This is a genomic window from Roseivivax halodurans JCM 10272 (assembly GCF_000521785.1).
Taxonomy (GTDB): domain Bacteria; phylum Pseudomonadota; class Alphaproteobacteria; order Rhodobacterales; family Rhodobacteraceae; genus Roseivivax; species Roseivivax halodurans.
Window position 1 is genome coordinate 1 of sequence record NZ_JALZ01000041.1, and the last position, 24,454, is coordinate 24,454.

24 protein-coding genes and 1 pseudogene are annotated in these 24,454 nt (G+C 66.2%); 9 read left to right on the forward strand and 16 right to left on the reverse strand.

What is annotated here, in order from left to right; genetic code table 11:
• The 4 genes and pseudogenes from OCH239_RS18705 to OCH239_RS18720 form a co-directional block, all read right to left on the reverse strand.
• Positions 1 to 483, reverse strand: a pseudogene (locus OCH239_RS18705) (transposase); the annotation flags it as partial.
• Between the two features lie 496 nt (positions 484 to 979).
• A complete protein-coding gene (lon, locus tag OCH239_RS18710; RefSeq protein WP_037266160.1) occupies positions 980 to 3,388 on the reverse strand; it encodes an endopeptidase La in 2,409 nt (802 codons plus the stop codon).
• Positions 3,389 to 3,693: 305 nt separating this feature from the next.
• Positions 3,694 to 4,815, reverse strand: a complete 1,122-nt coding sequence (locus tag OCH239_RS18715) for an alkene reductase (protein ID WP_037266162.1) — start codon at positions 4,813 to 4,815, stop codon at positions 3,694 to 3,696.
• Positions 4,816 to 5,063: 248 nt separating this feature from the next.
• Complete coding sequence (locus OCH239_RS18720) at positions 5,064 to 5,567, reverse strand: DUF2726 domain-containing protein (RefSeq protein ID WP_051489610.1); 504 nt, start codon at positions 5,565 to 5,567, stop codon at positions 5,064 to 5,066.
• A 159-nt stretch (positions 5,568 to 5,726) separates the two neighbouring features.
• Here OCH239_RS18720 and OCH239_RS18725 point away from each other — a divergent pair, with 159 nt between their 5' ends.
• From OCH239_RS18725 to OCH239_RS18735, 3 genes are read left to right on the forward strand one after another with little or no spacing between them, the layout of a single operon-like run.
• Positions 5,727 to 6,944 (forward strand): NAD-dependent epimerase/dehydratase family protein, encoded by a 1,218-nt coding sequence (locus tag OCH239_RS18725; protein WP_037266163.1) that lies wholly within the window; start codon positions 5,727 to 5,729, stop codon positions 6,942 to 6,944.
• A complete protein-coding gene (locus tag OCH239_RS18730) occupies positions 6,941 to 7,771 on the forward strand; it encodes a glycosyl transferase (protein ID WP_037266166.1) in 831 nt (276 codons plus the stop codon). Before OCH239_RS18725 ends, OCH239_RS18730 begins: the two co-directional genes overlap by 4 nt.
• A complete protein-coding gene (locus tag OCH239_RS18735; RefSeq protein ID WP_037266167.1) occupies positions 7,762 to 8,640 on the forward strand; it encodes an NAD-dependent epimerase/dehydratase family protein in 879 nt (292 codons plus the stop codon). Before OCH239_RS18730 ends, OCH239_RS18735 begins: the two co-directional genes overlap by 10 nt.
• Positions 8,641 to 8,723: 83 nt before the next feature.
• Here OCH239_RS18735 and OCH239_RS18740 read toward each other — a convergent pair whose 3' ends face one another.
• From OCH239_RS18740 to OCH239_RS18750, 3 genes are all read right to left on the reverse strand, one after another.
• Positions 8,724 to 9,569, reverse strand: coding sequence for a fumarylacetoacetate hydrolase family protein (locus tag OCH239_RS18740; RefSeq protein ID WP_037266168.1), 846 nt, complete (start codon positions 9,567 to 9,569; stop codon positions 8,724 to 8,726).
• 1 nt (position 9,570) lies between these two features.
• Positions 9,571 to 10,287, reverse strand: a complete 717-nt coding sequence (locus tag OCH239_RS18745; RefSeq protein WP_051489611.1) for a GntR family transcriptional regulator — start codon at positions 10,285 to 10,287, stop codon at positions 9,571 to 9,573.
• A gap of 160 nt (positions 10,288 to 10,447) precedes the next feature.
• Positions 10,448 to 12,229 (reverse strand): IlvD/Edd family dehydratase, encoded by a 1,782-nt coding sequence (locus OCH239_RS18750; RefSeq protein ID WP_037266173.1) that lies wholly within the window; start codon positions 12,227 to 12,229, stop codon positions 10,448 to 10,450.
• Positions 12,230 to 12,550: 321 nt separating this feature from the next.
• On the opposite strand from OCH239_RS18750, the gene pqqA reads away from it, so the two are divergent.
• The 5 genes from pqqA to pqqE are packed head-to-tail and all read left to right on the forward strand — an operon-like array spanning position 12,551 to position 15,686.
• Positions 12,551 to 12,640: a pyrroloquinoline quinone precursor peptide PqqA gene (gene pqqA / locus OCH239_RS18755; protein ID WP_037266221.1), complete on the forward strand. Its 90-nt coding sequence runs from the start codon at positions 12,551 to 12,553 to the stop codon at positions 12,638 to 12,640.
• Between the two features lie 28 nt (positions 12,641 to 12,668).
• On the forward strand, positions 12,669 to 13,565 hold the full coding sequence (gene pqqB / locus OCH239_RS18760) for a pyrroloquinoline quinone biosynthesis protein PqqB (protein ID WP_037266176.1): 897 nt from the start codon (positions 12,669 to 12,671) through the stop codon (positions 13,563 to 13,565).
• Positions 13,562 to 14,311, forward strand: coding sequence for a pyrroloquinoline-quinone synthase PqqC (gene pqqC, locus OCH239_RS18765; protein WP_037266179.1), 750 nt, complete (start codon positions 13,562 to 13,564; stop codon positions 14,309 to 14,311). Before pqqB ends, pqqC begins: the two co-directional genes overlap by 4 nt.
• Positions 14,311 to 14,586, forward strand: a complete 276-nt coding sequence (gene pqqD / locus OCH239_RS18770; RefSeq protein ID WP_037266181.1) for a pyrroloquinoline quinone biosynthesis peptide chaperone PqqD — start codon at positions 14,311 to 14,313, stop codon at positions 14,584 to 14,586. The genes pqqC and pqqD overlap by 1 nt, the downstream gene beginning before the upstream one ends.
• Positions 14,583 to 15,686 carry a pyrroloquinoline quinone biosynthesis protein PqqE gene (gene pqqE / locus OCH239_RS18775; RefSeq protein ID WP_037266183.1) on the forward strand — a complete coding sequence of 368 codons (1,104 nt, stop codon included), beginning with the start codon at positions 14,583 to 14,585 and terminating at the stop codon, positions 15,684 to 15,686. The genes pqqD and pqqE overlap by 4 nt, the downstream gene beginning before the upstream one ends.
• A 27-nt stretch (positions 15,687 to 15,713) precedes the next feature.
• On the opposite strand, the gene OCH239_RS18780 is transcribed toward pqqE, so the two are convergent.
• The 3 genes from OCH239_RS18780 to OCH239_RS18790 all read right to left on the reverse strand — a co-directional run bounded on the left by OCH239_RS18780 (position 15,714) and on the right by OCH239_RS18790 (position 18,375).
• Positions 15,714 to 15,914: a hypothetical protein gene (locus tag OCH239_RS18780; protein WP_037266186.1), complete on the reverse strand. Its 201-nt coding sequence runs from the start codon at positions 15,912 to 15,914 to the stop codon at positions 15,714 to 15,716.
• A 286-nt stretch (positions 15,915 to 16,200) separates the two neighbouring features.
• Entirely contained in the window at positions 16,201 to 17,178 is a 978-nt protein-coding gene (locus OCH239_RS18785; protein ID WP_037266189.1) for a YVTN family beta-propeller repeat protein, read from the reverse strand.
• Positions 17,179 to 17,190: 12 nt separating this feature from the next.
• Entirely contained in the window at positions 17,191 to 18,375 is a 1,185-nt protein-coding gene (locus tag OCH239_RS18790; RefSeq protein ID WP_037266192.1) for an ABC transporter substrate-binding protein, read from the reverse strand.
• Positions 18,376 to 18,545: 170 nt separating this feature from the next.
• On the opposite strand from OCH239_RS18790, the gene OCH239_RS18795 reads away from it, so the two are divergent.
• Entirely contained in the window at positions 18,546 to 19,049 is a 504-nt protein-coding gene (locus OCH239_RS18795; RefSeq protein ID WP_037266194.1) for an SRPBCC family protein, read from the forward strand.
• Between the two features lie 23 nt (positions 19,050 to 19,072).
• Here OCH239_RS18795 and OCH239_RS18800 read toward each other — a convergent pair whose 3' ends face one another.
• The 6 genes from OCH239_RS18800 to OCH239_RS18825 all read right to left on the reverse strand — a co-directional run.
• Positions 19,073 to 19,627 (reverse strand): PQQ-dependent catabolism-associated CXXCW motif protein, encoded by a 555-nt coding sequence (locus OCH239_RS18800; protein ID WP_037266197.1) that lies wholly within the window; start codon positions 19,625 to 19,627, stop codon positions 19,073 to 19,075.
• Positions 19,624 to 20,475 (reverse strand): substrate-binding domain-containing protein, encoded by an 852-nt coding sequence (locus tag OCH239_RS18805; RefSeq protein WP_037266200.1) that lies wholly within the window; start codon positions 20,473 to 20,475, stop codon positions 19,624 to 19,626. The genes OCH239_RS18800 and OCH239_RS18805 overlap by 4 nt, the downstream gene beginning before the upstream one ends.
• Positions 20,456 to 20,977, reverse strand: a complete 522-nt coding sequence (locus OCH239_RS18810) for a c-type cytochrome, methanol metabolism-related (protein WP_037266203.1) — start codon at positions 20,975 to 20,977, stop codon at positions 20,456 to 20,458. Before OCH239_RS18810 ends, OCH239_RS18805 begins: the two co-directional genes overlap by 20 nt.
• A gap of 98 nt (positions 20,978 to 21,075) precedes the next feature.
• On the reverse strand, positions 21,076 to 22,878 hold the full coding sequence (locus OCH239_RS18815) for a methanol/ethanol family PQQ-dependent dehydrogenase (protein ID WP_037266205.1): 1,803 nt from the start codon (positions 22,876 to 22,878) through the stop codon (positions 21,076 to 21,078).
• A 238-nt stretch (positions 22,879 to 23,116) separates the two neighbouring features.
• Positions 23,117 to 23,971: an S-formylglutathione hydrolase gene (gene fghA, locus OCH239_RS18820; protein WP_037266208.1), complete on the reverse strand. Its 855-nt coding sequence runs from the start codon at positions 23,969 to 23,971 to the stop codon at positions 23,117 to 23,119.
• A 9-nt stretch (positions 23,972 to 23,980) separates the two neighbouring features.
• A partial coding sequence (locus OCH239_RS18825; RefSeq protein WP_037266211.1) for a zinc-binding dehydrogenase occupies positions 23,981 to 24,454 on the reverse strand: 474 nt, incomplete at its 5' end.

Sequence of the window (24,454 nt, forward strand, 5' to 3'; positions counted from 1 at the left end):
TGTGATAGCGCCGCCGCGGCTTCGCGCTCCCGTTCATCCGGGCGTGCAGGTTCGAGCGGGCGACACCCAGGGTCTCGGCCACGACCTTCACCGGGAACCGCCCTTCGGCTGCGACTGCGCGAGCCAGGTCCGTTTTTTTGAGCGCGTCTTGTCCAGCGCCTCCTTGAGGATTTCGACCTCGAGCGTCTTGCGGCCGAGCTGGCGCTCGAGCTCGCGGATGCGATCCTCCATCTGCCGGACGGCACGATTGCTGGTCACATCGTCATCCTCGGACACGGCCACGGCTCCCCCGTCCAGCATCAGACGGCGCCAACGATACAACAGGTTCGGAGCCACGCCATTCCGGCGCGCGACGACAGAGATGCTGGCGCCGTCCTCCAACGTCTCCTCGACGATCCGCAGCTTCTCCGTGGCAGGCCAGCGGCGCCGACGGCCACCATCGGTGATGATCTCTATCTCAGACATAAGCACGTGCTCAGGCATATGCCTAAGCCTCCATGGCTATGCCCAAGTGTCCGGTCGAAACGGGGGCCAGTTCACATTGAGCGTGAAGCCGTCGCGCAATGCCTGCTACACACTTGCTACACAATTTGCCTCACGCGAGACACGCGGTTAAACTTTAAGTGCTTGTTATAATGTATAGAAAACTGCACAAATAAGTTCGAGGAAGGACTGTCTCTCCGCCACTTTCCAGAACTCGATCAGCCCTACGGAAATCGGGCGATCGTCTGGAAGCCCACATCTTCAGTTACGAACTCGAGCGGCGCGTTACGTAGGTCGAAAATGATCTGTACGGGCGCGGTCTTCGCGAGCGTCTCGGCCCGCTCACTTCGGAAACTTGCGAGGGCGAGCCCCGGCCGGCGTGATGGACTAACTTCTGAGATTCCCATTCAAAAAACGAAACGAGCGCCGGGAGACCCGTCGTGCTTTCGGCGCGGCGGCCGAACCGGCCGCCACGAGGTGTCTCGACGACCCCGGGTCAGTGCGCGACGGCGCCGGACCCCTTGCCTTCGTCCGGCCGCGTCATCGCGTCGACGGGCGTCTCTTCGTTCTCGTCCCAGTCGACCGCCTCGGGCTCACGGATGAGCGCGTGCTTGAGCACTTCGGAGACGTGCTCGACCGGGATGATTTCGAGCCCTTCCTTCACGTTGTCCGGCAACTCGGCGAGGTCCTTCTCGTTCTCCTTCGGGATCAGGACTGTCTTGATGCCGCCCCGGAGAGCTGCGAGAAGTTTTTCCTTCAGCCCGCCGATGGCGCTCGCGTTGCCGCGCAGCGTCACCTCGCCGGTCATCGCCATGTCCTTGCGGACCGGGATCCCGGTCAGGACCGACACGATCGCGGTGACCATGGCGAGACCCGCCGAGGGTCCGTCCTTCGGCGTCGCGCCGTCGGGAACGTGCACGTGGATGTCCCACTTCTCGAAGCTCGGCGGCTTGACGCCGATGCGCGGCGAGATCGAGCGCACGTAAGACGAGGCAGCGTCGATCGATTCCTTCATGACGTCGCCGAGCGTGCCCGTGGTCTTCATCCGGCCCTTGCCCGGCAGGCGTAGCGCCTCGATGTGCAGAAGGTCGCCCCCGACCGAAGTGTAGGCGAGGCCCGTGACGACACCGACCTGGTGCTCGTCCTCGGCCAGGCCGTAGCGGTGCTTGCGCACCCCGAGGAAGTCGGGAAGGTTGTCCGCCGTCACCGTAACGGTCTCGACCTCCTTCTTGACGATCTTGGTCACCGCTTTCCGGGCGATCTTGGCCAGCTCCCGCTCGAGGTTCCGCACGCCGGCTTCGCGGGTGTAGTAGCGGATCGTGTCGACCAGCGCCTGATCCTCGAGGACGAACTCCGACTCCTTCAGGCCGTGATTCTTGATCTGCTTCGGCAGAAGATGCCGGCGCGCGATTTCGGCCTTCTCGTCCTCGGTGTAGCCAGCGAGCGGAATGATCTCCATCCGGTCCAGAAGCGGCCCCGGCATGTTGTAGGAATTCGCGGTCGTGATGAACATCACGTCCGAGAGGTCGTATTCCACCTCGAGATAGTGGTCGACGAAGGTGGCGTTCTGCTCGGGATCGAGCACCTCGAGCATGGCCGAAGCCGGATCGCCGCGGAAGTCCTGACCCATCTTGTCGATCTCGTCGAGCAGGATGAGCGGGTTCGTGGTCTTGGCCTTCTTCAGCGCCTGGATGATCTTGCCCGGCATGGAGCCGATATAGGTCCGGCGGTGGCCACGGATCTCGCTCTCGTCACGCACGCCGCCGAGCGAGATGCGGATGAACTCGCGTCCCGTGGCCTTGGCGACCGATTGGCCGAGCGACGTCTTGCCCACGCCCGGAGGGCCGACGAGGCACATAATCGGCCCCTTCAGCTTCTTCGAGCGCTGCTGCACGGCGAGGTATTCGACGATGCGTTCCTTGACCTTGTCGAGGCTGTAGTGGTCGTCGTCGAGCACCTTCTGGGCGCGGCCGAGGTCCTTCTTGGTCTTGGACTTCTTGTTCCACGGGATCGACAACATCCAATCGAGGTAGTTGCGCACGACCGTCGCCTCGGCGGACATCGGGCTCATGTTCTTGAGCTTCTTGATCTCCGCATCGGCCTTGTCCTTGGCCTCTTTCGAGAGCTTGGTCTCGGAGACGCGCTTCTCGAGCTCCTGGACCTCGTTCTGGCCATCGTCGCCGTCGCCGAGTTCCTTCTGAATGGCCTTCATCTGCTCATTCAGGTAATACTCGCGCTGCGTGCGCTCCATCTGGCTCTTGACGCGCGTCTTGATCTTCTTCTCGACCTGCAGAACGCTCATCTCGCCCTGCATCAGACCGTAGACCTTCTCGAGCCGGTCGGACACGGCGAGCGTCTCCAGAAGCTCCTGCTTCTGGTTCACCTCGATGCCGAGATGGCCCGCGACGAGATCGGCGAGCTTGGCCGGATCGGTCGTCTCGCTGACGGTCGACAGCGCCTCTTCGGGGATGTTCTTCTTGATCTTGGCGTAGCGGTTGAACTCGTCGGCGACGGACCGCACCAGAGCCTCGATGGCGGTGTTGTCACCGGGCATCTCGTTCATGTACTCGGCACGCGCCTCGAAGAACTCCTCGTTCTCGAGATATTCCGTGATCTTCACGCGTGCCTGCCCCTCGACCAGTACCTTCACGGTGCCGTCGGGAAGCTTCAGCAGTTGCAGCACGTTGGCCACGACGCCCGCGGAGTAGATCTGCTCCGAGGTCGGATCGTCATCGGCGGGATCCACCTGGCTCGCCAGAAGGATCTGCTTGTCGTCCTGCATGACCTCTTCGAGCGCGCGCACGGATTTCTCGCGGCCCACGAAGAGCGGCACGATCATGTGCGGGAACACCACGATGTCCCGCAGGGGCAGCACCGGATAGGACGAATTGAGAGGCTGTTGCATGAGAGTTCCTTGTGCTCGGCAAGACGGCCCGGCCCCGGATACGGCGGCACTGGTCGTCTCCTGTCTCGGATAAAGGATTTGTAGCCGAGGCTACCGCTTTTCAAGCTCTATGCACCAGAGCCTTTTTGCGTGATCTGCCGGGGATCGGTGGAACAGGGCTCAAGAGGCGGTAGCCGACGCCGGGAGAACCCCCAGATGTGGCGGGCCTTTGGTCGCGGGCGACACATATCGGGTGCTTGATGTCGCCTCGTCAACGGCGCGCCCCGAGCAACGGGAGCGCGCCGTGTTAACGATTTGGTGTCCGATCACTCTGCGGCGGTGTTCGACGCGGTCGCCACCTGCTCGAGGAACGGATAGTCCACGTAGCCCTCGCGGCCGCCGCCGTAGAAGGTGTCCTTGTCCGGCGTGTTGAGCGCGGCGTTGCGCTCGAGCCGCTTGGCGAGGTCCGGGTTGGCGATGTAGGGCACGCCGAACGCAACGAGATCGGCATCGCCGCTCTCCACGCGGTCGATGGCGAGATCGCGGTCATAGCCGTTGTTCGCCATCCACGTGGTGCCGAGCCGGTCTTTCAGCGACCGCAGGTCCACGCTGTCCGGAACGGCGTCGCGCGATCCGCCGGTCTGCCCCTCGATCACGTGCACGTAGGCGAGACCACGATCCTTGAGCGCGTCGACGAGCGCTTCGGCCAGCGCCGCCGGATCGCTGTCCGTCGCGTCGTTCGCAGCGGAGAACGGCGACAGCCGCAGGCCGGTGCGCGCCGGGCCCCAGACGCCCTCGACGACGTCGAGCACCTCGAGCAGCAGCCGCATGCGGTTCTGGTAGGAGCCGCCGTAATCGTCGGTGCGCTTGTTCGAGCCGTCCTTCAGGAACTGGTCGAGCAGGTAGCCGTTCGCGCCGTGCACCTCGACCCCGTCGAAGCCGGCCTTCTTGGCGTTCTCGGCGGCCTTGCGGTAATCCTCCACGATGCGCGGCAGCTCGTCGAGCCGGAGCGCGCGGGGTTCGGAGACGTCCACCATCTTCTCGCCGTCGAAGGTCGGCGCCTCGGCCCGGATGGCCGATGGCGCGACCGGCTGCTTGCCGTCTTCCTGTAGCGAGTTGTGCGAGATGCGTCCGACGTGCCAGAGCTGCATGACGATCTTGCCGCCGGCCTCGTGCACGGCGTCCGTGACATTCTTCCAGGCCTCGACCTGCGCGTCGGAATAGATGCCGGGCGTCCAGGCGTAGCCCTTGCCCTCGGGCGAGATCTGCGTCGCCTCGGTGACGATCAGGCCGGCATCGGCGCGCTGGGTGTAGTATTCGACATGGATGTCCATCGGCAGGTTGTCCCCGTCGCTGGCCCTGTTGCGGGTGAGCGGAGCCATGACGATGCGGTTCTTGAGTTCGATGTCCCCCGCCCGTGCGGGGTGGAACAGCTTGGGCGTGCTCATTGCGGCATCCTTTCTGCGGCTGCTGCGCGGCCCGGAAGGCCGCCTTCTCTTTGACCGTCCTGACCTAGACATTTCATCGCGCACGACCAGTCGTGGAGTCGCTTCATTACGCCGGTGCCGTCATGTCCGCGACGGTCTCTGGGCTTAAGTTGCTGTCATGACGCGCTTTCGTGCTTCAGCCGCCGGCGACGGAGGCGGTGCACACGCCGCGCGCGCATCCGCACGGACCTGCCGGGAACCAGAGGGTCTCAGGCGCGAAGGGCGTCGATTGCTCCCCGCAGCCAGGTGGCGTCGAACCTCGCGGGCACTTCGATCAACGGAACGGAGGCCTCCCGCAGCGCACGGCGCTTGGCACGGTCGCCCCGCTCGGCCCTGCGGCGATCGGATCGCGTCTCGCCCCAATGTCCGGCGCCCTGGTATTCGACGACCGCGACGGCTTCGAACGATGCGTCGCAGATCACGAAGTCGGCCCGACGCGCGTTGATCGTGAAGTACTTGCGCCGCGACCGGCAGCGCAGGATCTCACCGTAGGAGACCTGCGGAAAGACGCTCCAGCCTGGCGGGCACGCGGCTTTCAGGGCCGCGAAGACCCGTCGTTCCCCGGCGCCGAGAAGCGGCCGCGCCTCGAAGCGCGGCGCGAATACGGCGCGGAGCATGGCCGCAACCAGGAGCGCGAGAAGCGCCGCGGCGAGATAGGGCAGCGCTTCGCCGAGCGGCACCACGCTTTGAAGGAAGTCTGGAATGTCCGGCACGTCTGATCTCCGGTGTGTTCGCCCGGCCCCTAGACGGCAATTACGGGCCTGTCACCCGGGCGGCGGCCCGTCGCCGGTGTTGCAAAAGCATCGTTTTACTTTCACAAGCCGGCACCCTAGGACCCGGCGTCAATCGGGGTGCACGAGCGGAGGAAAGTCATGCGCATCGCCATTCTCGGAGGGGACGGCTTCGTCGGCTGGCCCACCTGTCTGCATCTGTCGGCGCAGGGACACGAGGTCCATATCGTCGACAACCTGTCCCGGCGCTGGATCGACACCGAACTCGGCGTCCAGTCCCTGACCCCGATGGATTCGATCCAGGAGCGCTGCCGGATCTGGAAGGAGGTGTCGGGCGAGACGCTGCACTTCCACCTTCTCGACCTCGCGAAGGAATACGAGCGATTGAAGGGCTGGCTCGTCGAGCACAAGCCCGACGCCATCATCCACTTTGCAGAGCAGCGCGCCGCGCCCTACTCGATGAAGACCGACCGCCACAAGGTCTACACGGTGAACAACAACGTCAGCGCGACGCACAACCTCCTAGCCGCGCTGGTGGAATCGGGTATCGACGCGCATCTCGTGCATCTCGGCACGATGGGCGTCTACGGCTATTCCAGCGTGGGAGCGCCGATCCCCGAGGGCTATCTCGACATCGAGATCGACACGCCGAACGGCAAGAAGGAGCAGGAGATCCTGTATCCGACGCGGCCCGGCTCGGTCTATCACATGACCAAGTCGCTCGATCAGATCCTCTTCCAGTTCTACGCCCAGAACGACGGGCTGCGGATCACCGACCTGCATCAGGGCATCGTCTGGGGCACCCATACCGACCAGACCCGCCGCCACGAGCAGCTCATCAACCGCTTCGACTACGACGGCGATTACGGCACCGTGCTGAACCGGTTCCTGATCCAGGCGGCGATCGACTATCCGCTCACCGTGCACGGCACCGGTGGTCAGACCCGCGCCTTCATCCACATCCAGGATTCGGTGCGGTGCATCGAGCTTGCCCTCGAGGACGCGCCCGAGGCAGGCGACCGGGTCAAAATCTTCAACCAGATGACCGAGACGCACCGCGTGCGCGACCTTGCCGAGATGGTGGCGAAGCTCGCCGGCGGCCGCGTTGCCTACCTGCCCAATCCGCGCAAGGAAGCGGCCGAGAACGACCTGATCGTGAAGAACGACCAGTTCCTGTCGCTCGGCCTCGACCCGACGACGCTGGCCGAGGGGCTCCTGTCGGAGGTCGTCGACGTCGCCAGGAAATACGCCCACCGCATCGACCGCAGCCGCGTTCCCGCCATTTCGGCCTGGACCAAGGATCTCGGCAGCCGCGTCGAGCGCGACCCCGAGGGCAAGGCGCTCAAGTCGGTCTCGTGAGCGCGCTTCGGCCCGAAAGGAAGGCCCGGTCCGACCGGGCCTTCGTCACACTGGTCACCAACGCCGATTTCGGCCGGGGCGCGGCGGCACTCCTGCAGTCTCTTGCGACGACGGGAACGGAGGCCGACCGCGTCGTGCTGCATACCGAAGCGGTGCCCGAGGCATCGCTCGCGCTGCTCCGGGACCGCGGCGCGCGGCTGGTCGAGACGGACCTTTTGCCGACGAGCGCCGCGTTCAACGAGGCCCATGCCAAGGACCGGATCCACGGGCGCAACCCCTTCACGAAGGGCGAGAAGCCGCCCTTCCACACGCCGCTCGACAACTTCGCCAAGCTGCGTCTCTGGCAGCTCGATTACGCCTCGGTCGTCTTCCTCGATGCCGACACGCTCGTGCTGCGGCCGATCGACCGGCTCTTCGGCTACCCCGAGTTCTGCGCCGCGCCGAACGTCTACGAAAGCCTCGCCGACTTCCACCGGATGAATTCCGGCGTCTTCACCGCGCGGCCGTCGGACGCGACCTTCGAGGACATGCTCGCCCGCCTCGACGCCCCGGGAGCGTTCTGGCGGCGCACTGACCAGACCTTCCTGCAGGACTACTTCCCGAACTGGCACGGCCTGCCAGTCTTCGACAACATGCTGCAATACGTCTGGTTCAACCTTCCGGAGCTCTGGGACTGGCAGGCGATCCGCGTCCTGCATTTCCAGTACGAAAAGCCGTGGCAGGACCACGCCAAGGCGGATCGGCTGCGCCCTCTGATCGACCTCTGGCGCGCCTTCGAGCGCGGCGAGACGCCTGACCTCTCCGCCCTGCCCGGCCCATGCGGGTAGCGATCACCGGGGCCACCGGCTATGTCGGCCGCTTCCTCGTCGCCGGAGCGCTTGGCGAGGGACATTCGGTCACGGCGCTGACCCGGGCGGCGCCCGGCGGACCGGTCGGGTACCTGCCCTTCGACCTCGGCAGCCCGCCCCCGGATCTTTCCGGCTTCGACCTTCTGATCCACGCCGCCTTCGCACATGAGCCGGGCCGATACCGCGGCGGCGAGGGCGACGATCCGGACGGCTTCATCGCGCGCAACCTCGACGGCACCAGACGGCTCTTCGACGCCGCCGCCGCAGCGGAGGTACCGCGCATCGCATTCCTCTCCTCGCGGGCGGTCTTCGACGGGCTCCCCGCCGGCACGTCCCTCTCCGAGGACCTCGCGCCCGCGCCCGCCTCGCTCTACGGACGCGCCAAGCTTGCGGCGGAGGAGCATCTCGCTGCCCTGCCCGTCACGGGCTGGTCCCTGCGCGCGACCGGAATCCTCGGGCTCGAGCCGTCCGACCTTCCGCGCGTTCGGCCGGCGCCCTGGCGGAAATGGGAGACGCTGCTGAGAGACGCCATCGGCGGGCGCGCGCCCGAGCCCCGCCGCGGCAGCGAGGTGCATGGCGCCGACCTCGCCGCAGCGCTCGCGCTCATTCTCAGGCACGCCCCACCGTCGAGGCCCGTGCACGTCTCGGACGTCCTTCTCGACACCCGGGAAATCCTCGTCGAAGCCGCAAGGGCGCTCGGTCGCGATCTGCCCCTTCCGCCGCCTTCGGAGGCTCCGGTCAGCGTTCTTGACTGCGGAACGCTCCGCGGGCTCGGCTGGCGACCGGGCGGACGCGCGCGTCTCGCCGAGGAGATGCCCGCACTGCTGGCGGCCTACGGCCTCACCTGACGCCCGCCCCTTCTTCTTGGCGAAAATACTCCGGGAGCGCGAGGGCAGAGCCCTCGATCCTTGCCCCTGGGTCAGGCCGCGCGTCAGACTGACGCCACGACCTCCTGCCGCTGCGATCCGAGGCCCTCGACCGTCAGCACCATCACGTCGCCCGGCTTCAGGAATCGCTGCGGCGACATCCCCATCCCGACTCCTTCGGGCGTGCCGGTGGCGATGACGTCCCCCGGGAGAAGCGTCATGAACCGGCTCATGTACGAGACGATCTGCGCGACGCCGAAGATCATGTCCGAGGTCGAGCTCGACTGCACGGTCTCGCCGTTGAGCGCCAGCGAGAGCGCAAGGGACTGAGGGTCAGCGATCTCGTCCGCGGTGACGAGGTAGGGGCCGGTCGGCCCGAAGGTCGGCGCCGACTTACCCTTCATCCACTGCCCGCCGCGCTCGATCTGAAACTCGCGCTTCGAGACGTCGTTGATCACGCAATATCCCGCGATGCGCGAAAGGGCCTCCTCCTCGGACACGTAGGAACATTCGGCGCCGATCACGACGCCGAGCTCCACCTCCCAGTCGCATTTCCGCGAGTCGCGGGGGATCCTGACGGGATCGTAGGGCCCGGACAGCGCCGAGCTCGCCTTCGAGAAGAGGATGGGTTCGGCCGGCTCCTTTGAGCCCGTTTCCGCGGCATGCTTTGCGTAGTTGAGCCCAATGCAGAAGAAGTTCGGGACCCATGCGAGGCAGGAGCCGATCCGGTCCGGCGCGTCCACCACCGGGAGGCTCGCGACGTCGATGGCGCGGATCTCGTCCAGCGCCGCCAGCGAGACGGTCGGCCCAGCCAGATCGGGCGCGTGGAGCGACAGGTCCCGGACCCGGCCCTCGGCATCGAGAAGGCCCGGTCGTTCTTGGCCCGGAGAGCCGAAGCGAAGCAATTTCATGTCATTCTCCCGATTGTAAGTCGCGCGGCGGTCGGGCCGCGCTCTCTTCCGCCTCGATCGCCGCGCGGATGTCCTCCGCCAGGTGACCCAGGTGAAAATCGATAGCGCTCCGCGCCGCCGCCCCGTCGCGCGCCTCGATCGTGTCGAGGATGCGGGAGTGGTCGGTCACGACGCGCGCGCGATTGCGGCGCTGCGCTGCGGAGAGAAAGCGCGCGCGCCAGAGCCGGGCGAGATAGGCGCCATGCGTCTCGGCCAAAGCCGCGTTGTGAGAGGCCCGCGCGATCCCGGTGTGGAACCTCATGTCGATCTCGAAGATGTCGAGCGGGTCGGCGATGTCGAACCTGGCATCCATGGAGGCCGTGATGCGACGCAGGTCGGCAATCTCGGCAGCGCTTGCATGCCGGCAGGCGAGTTCCGCCGAGAGCGTCTCGAGCGCGAGCAGGACCTCGACCCAGTCCGAGATCTCGCGGAAGGTCGGCTGCGCCACGACCGGGCTCCGGGAGGGGCGCAGCATCAGCAGGCCCTCCTTGGCGAGGATTCGGATCGCCTCGCGCATCGGGGTGCGGCTGACGCCGAGCCGGGCGGCGTTGTCGCGTTCCTTGACCGCCGCCCCCGGGGCCAGCACGCCGCGCAGGATGTCCCGGCGCAGCTTTCGCGCGATCTGCTCTGGCAGGGTCGGTTCCGGAATGGACGTCCCCCGGGCGGCGGCGTGCGACATGTGCCCCGGCCCTCAGACGCGGCCGATGGAGGGCATACGGCGCGGACCGGCGCGCCAGCCGGCCCGTCTGACGCCAGTCGCGCGACCGGTCCCGCGCCGCACCCCGGCGATCAGATTGGTCCGGCTCATGGTCTCGTCCTCCGATGCACCTCGGCGCAGCTCAGTGGTTGTCCCGCGGCAGATCCTTGACGATACGCTGGTAGGCCGTCGCGAGCTCGAGGCAGCCGCCGTCGCCGAGCTGGCCGACATGGGTGCGGTAGATCTCCTGCCACGGCGTCTGGTGCGTGATCTCGGGCTGCGCCCAGCTCTCGCGCCGCGCCTCCCATTCGGCCTCGTCCACCAGCGCGTCGAGCCGGCTCTCGTTGAGGTCGAGCCGAACGCGGTCGCCGGTCTGCAGGTAGGCGAGCCCGCCTCCCACGACGGATTCCGGAGAGGCGTTGAGAATCGACGGGCTCTCGGATGTCCCCGACTGGCGGCCGTCGCCCACCGTGGGCAGGTGGTTCACTCCGGCGCGGATCAGTGCATCGGGCGGCTGCATGTTCACCACCTCGGCCGAGCCGGGATAGCCGACGCAGCCGACGCCGCGGATGAACAGCATGCTTTCCTCGTCGATCGCAAGGCTCTCGTCATTGATTCGGTCGAGGTAATCCTCCGGACCCTCGAAGACGACGGCGCGCCCCTCGTAGACGTTCTCCTCGCCCGGGCGGGACAGGAAACGGCGGCGGAAATCCTCGGAGATAACGCTCGTCTTCATGAGCGCGCTCTCGAAGAGGTTGCCGGACAGCACCTTGAAGCCGGCATTCGCCCGGAGCGGCGCGTCGTAGGTGCGGATGACCTCCGTATCCACGCTTTCGATGCCCTCGAGCGCCTCGCCTAGGGTCTTGCCGGAGGCGGTGCGACAGCCCCCATGCAGGCGCCCGGCGTTGGCCAGCTCGCCCATCACCGCCGGCACACCGCCGGCGCGGAAGAAGCTCTCGCCCAGGAATTCCCCGGCGGGCTGCATGTTGAGCAGGAGCGGCACGTCGTAGCCGACCTTTTCCCAGTCGAAGACGTCGAGCGCGACCCCGGCGTGCCGCGCGATCGCCTGCAGGTGCGGCGGGGCGTTGGTGGACCCGCCGATGGCGCCGTTCGTAACGATGGCGTTCTCGAAGGCCTCGCGCGTCAGGATATCCGACGGCTTGAGGTCCTCGTGCACCATCGCGACGATCCGCCGCCCGGTCTCGTAGGCCATCGCCATGCGCTCGCGGAACGGCGCGGGGATCGCCGAGGCGCCGGTCAGCGTCATGCCGAGCGCCTCGGCCATGGCGTTCATCGTCGAGGCGGTGCCCATCGTGTTGCAATGGCCGAGCGAGGGGGCCGAGGCGCAGGCGCGTGCGATGAACTCGTCGTAGTCGATCTTGCCCTCGGCCAGAAGGCGGCGCGATTCCCAGATGATCGTGCCGGAGCCCGCGCGCTTGCCCTTCCACCATCCGTCGAGCATCGGGCCGCCGTTGAGCGCGATGGCGGGCAGATCCACCGTGGCGGCGCCCATCAGCATCGCGGGCGTGGTCTTGTCGCAGCCGGTCGTCAGCACCACCCCGTCGATCGGGTAGCCGTGCAGCACCTCGACGAGGCCGAGATAGGCGAGATTGCGGTCGAGCGCCGCGGTCGGGCGCTTGCCGGTCTCCTGGATCGGATGGACCGGGAACTCCATCGGAATGCCGCCGCCGTCGCGGATGCCCGCCTTGATCCGGTCCATCAGGAAGACGTGGATCTTGTTGCAGGGGGCAAGGTCGGAGCCGCTATTGGCAATGCCGATGATCGGCCGGTTCCCCTGCAACTCGTCGCGGGTGTATTCCTGGTTCTGGTACCGCTCGAGATAGAGGGCGGTCATTCCCGGATTGTTCGGGTTGTCGAACCATTCCTGCGAACGGAACGTCTTGCGGGCGCGCGTGTCGGCCAAGTCTCTCTCCTCCCCATCTTCGCAGCGCGCGGGAAGGATCACAGACCCGGTCCCCGCGGCGCTTCGTGTCCTGTCATCTGGTATACCAGACTTCCTTCGATGGAAACCGGGCCCTCGCCTGGGCGTGCTCAATCCATGAGATCCGCAGGCTTCGGACATCTTTGATACGCGCCGGGCGGGGACAGATCGGGCGGTGTGACGGGCGTAGCTGCCTCTGCCGGCTAATACCAAAGGATGTGCCGCTCTGCGACATTAGGACTGGGCGAAGAGGGGTCTCGTGCCCGATAGTGTCAGATGCCAAACCAGCCCGAGGAGGTATTCATGGCCTGGACCAAGCCTGTCATCCGCGAAATCGAGTGCGGAATGGAAATCAACATGTACGGCCCCGAAGAGGACGGCGTCCTCTTCTGAGCGACAACGCGTGCGGGAGGCCAATGTGATGTCGTTCCGCGCGCACATCCTAGGGGCAGCCGCCGGCGGTGGCCTGCCCCAATGGAATTGCGGGTGCGAGAACTGTACCCTCGCGCGGGCCGGACACATTCCGGCGCAAACTCAGTCTTCGCTTGCCGTGACCGGCAACGGCACCGACTGGGCGATCCTGAACGCCTCGCCCGACATCCGGCAGCAGCTTTCGGCCGCCGTGCCGTTGCACCCGACGGGACTGCGAGAGATGCCGCTCAGGTCTGTCCTGCTGACCAACGGCGACATCGACCATGTCGCCGGGCTTCTGACATTGCGCGAGGTCCAGCCGTTCAGGCTTTATGCGACGCGCAGCATCCACGAGGCGCTGGCGGCCAACCCGATCTTCGATGCGCTGCGTTCGGATGTCGTCGACCGCCGCGAGATCGCACTGGAGCAACCGGAAGAGATCGCCCCGGGCCTGACGGCGACGCTGTTTCCCGTTCCGGGCAAGGTACCGCTCTACCTCGAGGGCGAGACCGTCGAGACGGACCTCATCGGGGAGCAGACGGTCGGCGTGGAGCTTCGCGCGGAGGGCCGTACCGCCTACTACATACCGGGATGCGCCGCGCTCACGGCAGAACTGAGGATACGGCTGGGCGGCGCGGCGACGCTCTTCTTCGACGGAACGCTCTGGACGGATGACGAGATGGTCCGCGCCGGCCTCGGGCAGAAGACGGGCAAGCGCATGGGGCACATGTCGATGTCGGGGGCGGACGGCTCGATCCGCGCCTTCGACGGCATGGACATCGCGCGCCGCATCTTCGTGCACATGAACAACACCAACCCCGTCATGCGCCCCAACTCGTCCGAACGAGCCAAGGCAGAGGCGGCAGGATGGACCATCGGACAGGACGGAATGGAGTTCGCGTTATGACCCAGACCCGCGAGGACTTCGAAGCGCGACTGCGCCGGATCGGCGCCGAGCGCTACCACGACCTTCACCCGTTCCACGACATGCTGCATGGCGGCGGCTGCACGCCGGATCAGGTGCGCGCCTGGGTCATCAACCGGTACTATTACCAGCATTCGATCCCGATGAAGGATGCCGCCTTCATGTCGCGCGTCGACGACCCCGAGCTGCGCCGCAAGTGGCGGTCGCGCATCGAGGATCACGACGGTACCGACACGAACGAAGGGGGCATCAGGCGGTGGCTGCGGCTCGCCGAGGCGGTGGGACTCGATCCCGACTACGTCGCATCCACGCAAGGCGTTCTGCCGGCGACGAAGTTCGCCGTCGATGCCTATGTCCGCTTCGTGCGGGAGAAGACGCTGCTCGAAGCGGTGGCGGCCTCGCTGACCGAGCTCTTCGCGCCGAAGATCCACGCCAACCGGATCGAGGGTCTTCTGAAGCATTACGACTTCGCCGACGATTCCTCGCTGTCCTACTTCCGCACGCGCCTGAAGGAGGCGCCGAAGGACGTCGCCTTCGGCCTCGGCTGGGTGCTCGACCACGCCGACACGGCCGAGAAGCAGGACGCCGCCGCGAACGCACTGATCTTCAAGACCGACGTGCTCTGGTCGCAGCTCGACGCGCTCCACTCCGCCTATGTCGCGCCCGGGCGTATCCCCCCGGGCGGCTGGCAGCCGGGTACGGGCCTTCTCGACGCGAGGGCCGCGTGATGGAGGGCGGCGCCATCCCCTACCTGCCGCGCGGCGTTCGGCTCCATCACGATCGCGTCCGCGAGGCGTGGGTGCTTCTGGCGCCTGAGCGCGCGATCATGCTCGACGCGGTCGGACACGCCATCCTCTCGGAGATCGACGGCGAGCGGTCCTTCTCCGAGATCACCGAGGCGCTCGCCGTCACCTACAACGCGCCGGCCGAGGACATCGCGAAGGATTCCGCGGGATTCCTCGGGGCCCTGCGCGAGCGCAGATTTCTGGAGGTCCGCTCATGACCGTCCGCCCGCCGATCGCCATGCTGGCCGAACTGACCCATCGCTGCCCGCTCTCCTGTCCCTACTGCTCCAATCCGGTGGAGCTGACGCGCGTCGACCGGGAACTCGACACCGACACGTGGAAAAGCGTCCTGCGCCAGGCCGCGGATCTCGGCGTGCTGCAGCTGCACCTCTCGGGGGGCGAGCCCGCCTCGCGGCGCGATCTCGAGGAGCTGGTCTCGGCCGCACGGGACGCCGGGCTCTACACCAATCTCATCACCTCCGGGATCGGCCTCTCCGAGCGGCGGCTGAAGGCGCTCGACGACGCCGGGCTCGATCACATCCAGCTCTCGCTGCAGGGCACGAACCCCGAGATGGCCGACGAGATCGGGGGCTATGCCGGAGGGTTCAAGCGCAAGATGATGGTGGCCGACTGGATCGGCGCCATCGGCTTTCCGCTGACGCTGAATGCGGTGCTTCACCGGCGCAACCTGCACCAGCTGCCCCGGGCGATCGAGATGGCGGTCGAGATGGGCGCGCGTCGGATCGAGGTCGCGACGGTGCAGTTCCACGGCTGGGCGCTGAAGAACCGCGACACGCTGATGCCGACACGGGCGCAGGCCCGCGAGGCCGATACAATCGTGGCAGAGGCGCGCGCGCGACTGAAGGGCACGCTCGTCATCGATTACGTGCCGGCGGATTATCACTCCGACTACCCGAAGCGCTGCATGGGCGGATGGGGCACGACGGGCCTCAACATCGCGCCGGACGGCAAGGTGCTGCCCTGCCACGCGGCCGAGACGATCCCGCATCTGAGCTTCGACAATGTGCGGGACCGTCCGCTGCGCGACATCTGGGATCATGGCGCGGCCTTCGACGCCTATCGCGGGACCGACTGGATGCAGGAGCCGTGCCGGTCCTGCGATCGCGCCAAGGTCGATTTCGGCGGTTGCCGCTGCCAGGCGATGGCGATCGTCGGAGACGCCGCCGCAACCGATCCCGTCTGCATCAAGTCGCCCCACCACGGCGCGCTCGAGGCGCGGGCTGCGGCGCACTCGGAGGCAGAGGCGGATCTGATCTACCGCTCTCCGCCTCTCCGGAGCGTCGAACCCGCCGAATAGGAGAGCCTCGGAGCCGGGGCGACGTTGTCAGATGTCGTGTTCGTCGTTGACCGTCCGACAGGACCAGCGGCCGATATTCCAGTTCGGATGCGTCTCGACCCAGCGCGCAAGCTCGATCTGCGCGCCCATCATGCAGACCTGCGGCGTGATGTCGGTATAGAGGAGACTGCGCTCTCGGCAATCGGTCGGACTTGCGGCAAGGCAGGTGACGAAGATGAGTTCAATCATGAGACCCTCATGAGTTAGCGTGTCAGTCCTCCCTTGTGCGCTCTCGTTACCAGACGAATGGTTGCCGGATCGTTGGCCTTCCGCCCTTGCATGCCGGTCTTTCCGAACCGCATGCTCAAAACTTGCGCGGACAGTTCCATCGTGCCCGATATATGAGCTTTGGCGCGAAATAGGTCCGGTCTGCCGGAGGACCAGAGCCCCGGCAGATCAGAATGACCCAATGCATTGGGATCGCACGACAGAAAGGTGACGCAGCGGCAATCACCCCGTTCGCGCCCTTTTGGACTCAGTCCGGAGCGACCACGACGCCCCAGGGCTGCTGTCCCACCGGAACCGACTTGATCGCTTCCTGGGCCGCGACGTCGATGACGGTGATGTCGTTCGAGTTGCCGTTCGTGGTGAGGAGGTACTCCTCGTCCGGAGTGAAGGCGAGCTGCCAGACCCGCTGCCCCACGAGGATGTACTTCACCACCTCGTAACTTTCGGTATCGATCACCGCGATCCGGTTGGCGGGCCCGAGCGCCACAAAGAGCCATTTGCCGTCGGAGGTCACCTTGGCGCCCACGGGCTGGAGCCATTCGGGCAGCACGCCCGGCACCTCGAACTCGATCTTGTGCACCAGTTCGGGCGCGTCGCCCTTCATGTCGATCACGCTCACCGTGCCGCCGATCTCGGATGTGACGAAGAGCGTCTTTCCGTCATCGGTGAACTCGGCGTAGCGCGGGCGCTGGTCGACAAGCACGTTGTGCTTGATGGCGTAGTCGCCGGTGTCAATGAAATGCGCCATGTTGGTGGTCTCGGAGGTATTGACCACCCAGCGCGTGTCGGGGCTGATCGCCATGCCCTCGGGCTCGACACCCACCGGCACCTCGGCTTCGACGGTGTGGCTTTCCGTGTCGACCACGGTCACGAGGTTGTCGTCCTCGTTCGCGATATAGAGCGGGCTTCCCGACGGGTGCAGCACGAAGAGCTCTGGATCGGGGCCCGAGGGCAAGGTGTAAAGCTCCTCGTAGGTCTCGGTGTCGAACACCCGGACAGTGTCGTCGTCGGAGGCGCAGACGTAGAGCAGCGCTCCGTCGGGGCTGATGGTGATCCCGCGCGGGCGGTTGCCGGCGTCGAACTCCTCGATCACCGCCCAGGTCTCGCTATCGAGGACCGTGACGGTGTTTCCGCGCTCGTTGCTCACGAAGACCTTGTTCGCCGCGGCGGGGGCGGCCGCGAGAAGAGCGGGGAGGCAGCAGGCGGAGAGGAACGCGAGACGCATGGGTGATGACTTTCACTGGAAGGCGGTGCAGGTGGATTCCGGCTCGTCGATCCCGAGCGTGTCGAGCGGCGAGCTCTGGTGAAGGAAGCCGTCCTGCGGCGAGACACTGGCGGTGATCCGGCCGTCATAGAGCAGGATGGGCTGCCGCAGCTGGCCGTTCCACTGGCGGAACGAGACCGGCACTCCCTTGAAGGCTGCCAGTTCGAATTCGTCGCCGAGCGCATAGTCGCGGATGGCGTCCGCATCGGCGGACCCCGTGCGGGTGACGGCTTCGCCGATCACCCTGAGCGCCAGCCAGGTCTGGTAATCCTCCTCACGCACGTAGCGCCCGGCGAGCGCGTCGAACCGTGTCTGGAATTGCGTCGCGCCCCAGGCTTCATGCGCGCCGTGGAAGCTCACCGGCCGCAAACCCGCCGACCCCATTACCGGCCGCGGGTCCCAGAGGTGGAACGGCAGGTAGGGCGCGAAATAGCCGGTCGCGTCCGCGGCGACGACGATCTGGTGGTCGGAGGCGTCCTGCGTGAAGACCGGCAGCTGGCGCTGGACCATGACATGCCCGGTATCGGTGCGGCGCGCGCCGCCGGTATCCTCGTAGATGCGGTCCTCGACCACGCGCGCGCCGAACTTCTCGGCCGCCCGGCGATAGGCCTCGCCCATGGCGCGGTCGGCCTCGTTCGATCCCTCGATGAGAAACCAGCGCGACCATTTCTTGAAAACGGCGAATTGCGCGACCGCATCGGCCTCCATGGCGTAGGACGGCGCGACATGCAGCACGTTGGCGCGGCAGGCCTCGCCGCGCAGCGCGTCCCCCTCGGCGAGCGCGTTGAGGACGAGAACCTCCGGCCCCGCCTGGTTCGCAAGGCGCAGCAGGTCTTCGTCGCGGGCGAGGATCACGACGAGATCGATGCCCTCGTCGAGCAGCGCGGCCAGCGCGGCGTCGGCCTCCTCGGGGGGAACCGCGACGGTTTCGGTCTCGTAGGTATGGCCGAGGAACTGGCCGGTCGTGCCATTGTCCTCGGCCGCCAGCGCGGCGCCGGCAAAGCCGAGATCGTCCGGCCGCTCGTCGTAGCGGGAGATCGGCGCGAGCGTAGGATAATCGATCCGCAGGACGGCCGTGCGGACCTCAACCGCCTGGGCCGCAACGGACCACGACGCCATGACCATTCCAGCCAGCAGCATGCTCCAGAGCTGTCGCATCTCGTCCTCCCGCGACCGAAACGCCAAAATCTCGACTAAGCGTGACAGAGACCCCGCCTGCGCTTAACCGATACTTAAGGCGCAGTTGCCGCATCCCGCCCCCGTCGTAGCATCGCTGCCGGTCCGGCGACGCACCAAAGGGCCCATGTTCTGTGAGGAGATCGACCGAGATGCGCCATACACTTCTAGCCGCCGCCGTGGTCCTGCTGCCCTTTGCGGCCGGGGCCGACCCACAGCAGGTCGCGCTTGCCACCGAGCTCGCGGCAAGCCCCGAGGAGGTCTGGACCACGATCGGCAACTTCCACGACATGAGCTGGCATCCCGCGGTCTTCGCGACCGAAGGCGAAGGTGACGCCACCCCCGGAGCGACGCGGGTGCTGACCCTCGGCGAGGAAGGCGGGCCGACGATCTCGGAGACGCTCGATGCCCGCGACGAAGCCGGAATGAGCTATTCCTACCGCATCACCGAGGTCGATCCCGCTGTTCTCCCGGTGACGGACTACAGCTCGACGCTTGCCGTAACCGCGCGTGAAGACGGCGGAGCGTCGGTGACCTGGACCGGGACTTTCGAACCCTCGGAGGGCGCGAGCGATGAGGATGCGGTCGGTGCGATCGCGGGAGTCTACCAGGGTGGGCTTGATGCGCTGACGGAAAGGTTTGGCGCAGCGGAATGACGCAAGGGAGGCCCGTGGCGCCGCTACTCCGCCGCGGGCTCGCCCGGCATGGCAGGGATCTCCTCGGTCGGGTGTCCGGCCGAGGACCAGCCGTCCGAGCCTTCTGGAAACCAGTAGACCGACGAATATCCACGCTCGATGGCGCGCTTGGCCGCGTTCCACGACATCCAGCACTCCGGCAGGCAGAAGAAGAGGACCGGATGCGTCCGGTCGCCCTCCGTCAGGGTTTCAAGCGCATCCGTGAAATATGCCTCGGTTGCGGGCGCGATGTCGCCGTACCCCGTGTTCGGCAGCCACGCCGCCCCGGGGATGGAAAGGCGCGGCTTCTCGCGCCAGATCGTGCCTTCTGGCAGGTTCTCCGGCTTCGGCGGGCGCGGCAGGACGTCGACGAAGACCGTCTCGCCGTCCCGCCAGAGGTCATACGCCTCGTCCACACCGACGACCGTCGCGCCCTGGAGCGTCTCGGGAACGGGCGCGCGGTACTCCTCCATCCTGTAGCTGTCGGGCTCGGCCACCTGAGCGAACGCTCCGGTCGGCAGCGCCACGGCGAGAAGGACCGCGAGCGCCCTGCCCCTCATTGCGCCTCCGCCGTCAGCATGGCGGTTCCCATGTCGTTCAGGAGCGGCACACCCGCTTCGGTCAGGATCGCGTCGATCTCGTCCTGATTGCGGCGGATCAGCGAATTGAGCTGGCGCTGCCAGACCCGGTCGCTCATCCGCACGCCCATCGTGATCCGGAAGAAGAGACGCGGCGGTAACTCCTCGGCGATGAGGGGGATGACCTTCAGCCCGGGATATCCGTCCTTGACGAGCGGACCGGCGAGCGGCCCCCAGAGCACGGCGGCATCCGTCACTCCGGCCGCGAGATCGTCGAGAAGATCGACCGCTGGAGATTCGTAGCGCCGGTCCACGACAAGCGCATAGGCCTTGGCCGAAGTGATCAACCCGTTGCGCGCGAGATGCGTTGCCGGCGGACTGCCTGCGATGATGCCGATGCGTGTCCCCTGGAGCGCGGGATCCGACAGCGTCTCCACATCCGAGAGCGGTCCGTCCTCCGGCACGACAAGCGAATAGGCCGAGGTGAAGTAATGGTTCGTCGTCAGCACCATCTCGGCGCCCTGCGCGTATCCGATCACCACGTCGCAGCGGTTCGCGGCGAGCGTGTTGCGGATGAAGCCCGTTGCCATCGGATACCAGGTGTATTGCAGCGGCAGGTCCAGCTCGGCGGCGAAGAGCTCTGCGAGCGCGTTCTCGTAACCGGTCCCCTCCTCGTTCGACATCGGCGAGTTGGCGGGATCGGCGCAGACGCGGAACGCGGTCTTCGAGACCAGATCCGACGTCTGCGCCTCCGCCTCGCGCGTCAGGGAGGAAAGCGCGATGACAGGGATGGCCGCCAGGGCGGCGAGCTTAGCTGCCCATGCAGGCATTCTCGTCTTCCTGGATCGTGTCGGATTTCGCTTCCTTCTGGGCCGGACGGCCGCGCCCGATGGCACCGGTTCCGTGGGCCTTGAGGTAGACGTAGATGTCGTCGAGATAGCACATGACGTTCGGGTTGTCGCCGAAGGACGGCATCACCTGGTTCGACGATGCGTTGACGTTCTGGCGTCCGTTCACCACGACGTCGACGAAGTCGTAATAGTCCATATCGACCGCGGAATTCTTCAGCGCCGGAGCGTAGCTCGACCCCTCCCCGTCCGGGCCGTGGCAGACATGGCATTCCGCATGGTAACGCCGGAAGCCCGAGAAGGTGAGCCAGTCGACCGTCCCGTCCTCGGCGACGTTGAAGGTCGGGATGTCGTCTTCGGTGAAATATCGTCCGTTCTCTTCGTACGCGGCGGTGACGTTGTCCGCCTCCTCGTCCTGGGCCAGCGCCGGAAGGCCGACACAAAGGGCGAGCCCGATCGACAAGCTACAGGCAAATTTACTCATGGTGGTCCCTGTGGGTTGGTCCGTAAGGGTGGGCCGGCGCTGCGTCTGCGCGCCGGCCCGTTCGGGACGGGCCCGGGATGGGGCCCGCCGGTTCACTCTCAGTCGGGAAGGGTGAAGACGGTCAGCTGACCCCCGAGCGCGGTGTAGTCGCTGAGAGCGGCGTAGCCGCCCACGGCACCCAGACCGTCATTGGGGTTGGTGAGGCCTGCCGCGAGGCCGATGCCGGCCCAGCCGCCGACACCCGACAGGATGCCCACATACTGCTTGTCGTTGAAGCTGTAGGTCATCACGTTGCCGATGATGCCGGACGGGGTCTTGAACCTGTAGAGTTCGTCTCCCGTCTCGGCGTCCACGGCCTTCAGGTAGCCTTCGAGCGTGCCGTAGAAGACCACGTCACCGGCCGTGGCGAGAGCGCCCGACCAGACCGAGAACTGCTCGGGGATCGACCACTTGATCTCACCGTTGATGTTGTCCCACGCAACGAAGTTGCCCATGCCGCCATGGCTGTCCGGCGCCGGGTACATCGCGAGAGTCGCACCGACATAGGGCTGGCCGGCAGTGTAGGCGACGCGGAACGGCTCGTAATCCATGCAGACATGGTTGGTCGGCACGTAGAACGTCTCGGTCTTCGGCGAATAGGCTGCCGGCTGCTGGTCCTTGGTGCCAAGCGCCGCCGGGCAGATGCCGGTCGAGTTCACGTCCTCGCCGTTCTGCTCGGTCGAGTACTGCGCCACGACCTCGGGACGACCGTAGGTGTCGGATTCCGGGTCCATATCGACGCCGGTGGTCCAGTTCACCGCCGGGTCGTACTTCTCGGCAACGAGAAGCTCGCCCGAGACGCGGTCCATCGTGTAGGCGATGCCGTTCCGGTCGAAGTGGGTCAGAAGCTTGCGCTCTTCGCCGTCGATCTCCTGCTCGGTAAGGATCATCTCGTTGACGCCGTCGTAGTCCCATTCGTCATGGGGCGTCATCTGGTAGAACCACTTGGCCTCGCCGGTGTCGATGTCGCGGGCCATGATCGTCATCGACCAGCGGTTGTCACCGGGCCGTTGGGCGGGGTTCCAGGTCGAGGGGTTGCCGGTGCCGTAATAGAAGAGGTTCTCCTCCATGTCGGCTGCGTACCAGCCCCAGGTGGTGCCGCCACCGATCTGCCACTGGTCGCCTTCCCAGGTCTTGATCGACGAATCCGCGCCGATCGGCTCGCCGAGATGCGTGGTCTCCTCGGCGTTGACCAGCATCTCCTCGTCCGGACCCATCGAATAGGCGCGCCATTTCTGCTCGCCGGTCTCGATGTCGTAGGCGGTCACGTGGCCACGTACACCGAACTCGCCGCCCGAGATGCCGACGATGACCACGTCCTTGACCGGAAGAACGGTCGCGGTGTTGGTCTCGCCCTTGGTCGGATCGCCGTTCACGACGCTCCACTCGACCTCGCCGCTCTCGGCATTGAGCGCGACGACCGTGGTGTCGGCCTGATGCAGGAAGATCTTGCCGTTAGCATAGGCGACGCCGCGGTTCACCGTGTCGCAGCACATGACCGGAATGACTTCCGGGTCCTGCTTGGGCTCGTACTTCCACTTAATCTTGCCGTTCTCGTTGAGATCGAGGGCATAGACGGTGTTCGGGAAGGGCGTGTGCACGTACATCGTGTCGCCGATCACGAGGGGCGAGCCTTCGTGCCCGCGCAGCACGCCCGTCGAGAACATCCATGCGACCTGAAGGTCACCGACGTTCTCGGAGTTGATCTGGTCGAGTTCGGAATAACGCTGGTTCTTGTAGTCGCCGGTCTGGATCGCCCACTGGTTCGGATCGTCCATCTGCTGGATCAGATCGTCGTTGGCGAAGGCCGCGCCGGTCAGCGCCACGACCGAAACGGTCGACAGGGCCATTAGCTTCTTCATTGGTACCTCTCCCTTGGATGTGACGATCGACCCCTGCAGACGGCCCGTTGCCGTCTCCTCCTACCGGTCGCTCGCCCTGATCGTTCGGCCCGCCCACGGGATGCGAGATCCCGCACGGACCCGTCTGTGATGTCAGGAAACCGGCGCCTCCCTTCGCTGATGGTGACGGTTCCGGGCGATCCGGACCGCTTCGGACGGCCCCGCCGGAACACTCGAAAAATCCTTGCCGCTCGACACTTCACGCATGCGCGCGCCCTGCCCCGTTAGAGGTCTGGAAGCGCTCGGCATGCCATCGGGCGTGATCGCCGGAGAAGCTCGAGACGAAGAAATAGCTGTGGTCGTAGCCGGCCTGCATGCGGATTTCGCCGGGCTGCCGGCGCCCCGCGATGACGGAGGCGAGCGCCTCGGGACGCAGGAGGTCGAGGAACTGGTCCGACGTACCCTGGTCGATCAGGATGTCCGATTTCCAGCCATGCTCCTCCAGCAGCACCGACGCATCCCAGCAGCACCACGCGGATTCGTCCGCGCCGAGATAGGCGTGCAGCTGCTTGCGCCCCCAATCGGACATCGTGGGGTTGGCGATCGGCGCGAAGGCCGACACCGAAGCGTAGCGGTCGGGATTGCGCAGCGCGATGGTGAGCGCGCCGTGACCGCCCATGGAATGCCCGGTGATCCCGGCCGGCCCGCTTACCGGAAACTCCGCCTCGATCAGGGCGGGAAGTTCGTCGACGATGTAGTCGTACATCCGGTAATGCGGCGCCCACGGATCGCAGGTCGCGTTGACGTAGAATCCCGCGCCCTGCCCCAGATCGTAGGCATCGTCATCCGCCACACCCTCGCCCCGCGGCGAGGTGTCGGGAAACACCACCGCGAAGCCGAGCTCGGCGGCATGCTGCTGGAAGCCGCCCTTGGTCATCGCGTTCTCGTGCGTGCAGGTCAGGCCCGAGAGATACCAGAGCACCGGAACCGGCCCGTCCTCGGCCTGCGGCGGCAGGTAGATCCCGAAGGTCATCGGCACGCCGCAGGTCTTGGAGACATGGCTCACCACCTGCTGAACGCCGCCATGGGCCCGGTTTTCGGAGACGAGATCCATCACTCTCCCTCAGAACGTGACGACGGCGCGGATGGACTTTCCCTCGTGCATGAGGTCGAAGCCCTCGTTGATCTTCTCGAGCGGCAGGGTGTGGGTGATCATCGGATCGATCTCGATCTTGCCGTCCATGTACCAGTCGACGATCTTCGGAACGTCCGTGCGGCCCTTGGCGCCGCCGAAGGCCGTGCCCTTCCAGACCCGCCCCGTGACCAGCTGGAAGGGCCGCGTCGAGATCTCGGCCCCCGCCGGCGCGACGCCGATGATGATGCTCTCGCCCCAGCCCTTGTGGGCCGATTCCAGCGCCGTGCGCATGACGCCCACGTTGCCGGTCGCATCGAAGGTGTAGTCTCCGCCGCCGCCGGTCAGCTCGACGAGATGCGCCACGAGATCGCCCTCGACCTCCTTGGGGTTCACGAAGTCGGTCATGCCGAAGCGCGTCGCCATCTCCTTCTTGTCGGGATTGAGATCGACGCCGACGATCTG

Coding starts and splice junctions, on each gene's coding strand:
- OCH239_RS18715 (WP_037266162.1), bottom strand. CDS start 4,815: ATGAGCACGCCCAAGCTGTTCCACCCCGCACGGGCGGGGGACATCGAA.
- OCH239_RS18745 (WP_051489611.1), bottom strand. CDS start 10,287: ATGTCGCACGCCGCCGCCCGGGGGACGTCCATTCCGGAACCGACCCTG.
- OCH239_RS18780 (WP_037266186.1), bottom strand. CDS start 15,914: ATGATTGAACTCATCTTCGTCACCTGCCTTGCCGCAAGTCCGACCGAT.
- pqqB (WP_037266176.1), top strand. CDS start 12,669: ATGTCGTTCCGCGCGCACATCCTAGGGGCAGCCGCCGGCGGTGGCCTG.
- OCH239_RS18805 (WP_037266200.1), bottom strand. CDS start 20,475: ATGCCTGCATGGGCAGCTAAGCTCGCCGCCCTGGCGGCCATCCCTGTC.
- OCH239_RS18795 (WP_037266194.1), top strand. CDS start 18,546: ATGCGCCATACACTTCTAGCCGCCGCCGTGGTCCTGCTGCCCTTTGCG.
- OCH239_RS18725 (WP_037266163.1), top strand. CDS start 5,727: ATGCGCATCGCCATTCTCGGAGGGGACGGCTTCGTCGGCTGGCCCACC.
- pqqD (WP_037266181.1), top strand. CDS start 14,311: ATGGAGGGCGGCGCCATCCCCTACCTGCCGCGCGGCGTTCGGCTCCAT.
- lon (WP_037266160.1), bottom strand. CDS start 3,388: ATGCAACAGCCTCTCAATTCGTCCTATCCGGTGCTGCCCCTGCGGGAC.
- OCH239_RS18800 (WP_037266197.1), bottom strand. CDS start 19,627: ATGAGGGGCAGGGCGCTCGCGGTCCTTCTCGCCGTGGCGCTGCCGACC.
- OCH239_RS18815 (WP_037266205.1), bottom strand. CDS start 22,878: ATGAAGAAGCTAATGGCCCTGTCGACCGTTTCGGTCGTGGCGCTGACC.
- pqqE (WP_037266183.1), top strand. CDS start 14,583: ATGACCGTCCGCCCGCCGATCGCCATGCTGGCCGAACTGACCCATCGC.
- pqqA (WP_037266221.1), top strand. CDS start 12,551: ATGGCCTGGACCAAGCCTGTCATCCGCGAAATCGAGTGCGGAATGGAA.
- OCH239_RS18790 (WP_037266192.1), bottom strand. CDS start 18,375: ATGCGACAGCTCTGGAGCATGCTGCTGGCTGGAATGGTCATGGCGTCG.
- OCH239_RS18810 (WP_037266203.1), bottom strand. CDS start 20,977: ATGAGTAAATTTGCCTGTAGCTTGTCGATCGGGCTCGCCCTTTGTGTC.
- OCH239_RS18785 (WP_037266189.1), bottom strand. CDS start 17,178: ATGCGTCTCGCGTTCCTCTCCGCCTGCTGCCTCCCCGCTCTTCTCGCG.
- OCH239_RS18740 (WP_037266168.1), bottom strand. CDS start 9,569: ATGAAATTGCTTCGCTTCGGCTCTCCGGGCCAAGAACGACCGGGCCTT.
- pqqC (WP_037266179.1), top strand. CDS start 13,562: ATGACCCAGACCCGCGAGGACTTCGAAGCGCGACTGCGCCGGATCGGC.
- fghA (WP_037266208.1), bottom strand. CDS start 23,971: ATGGATCTCGTCTCCGAAAACCGGGCCCATGGCGGCGTTCAGCAGGTG.
- OCH239_RS18735 (WP_037266167.1), top strand. CDS start 7,762: ATGCGGGTAGCGATCACCGGGGCCACCGGCTATGTCGGCCGCTTCCTC.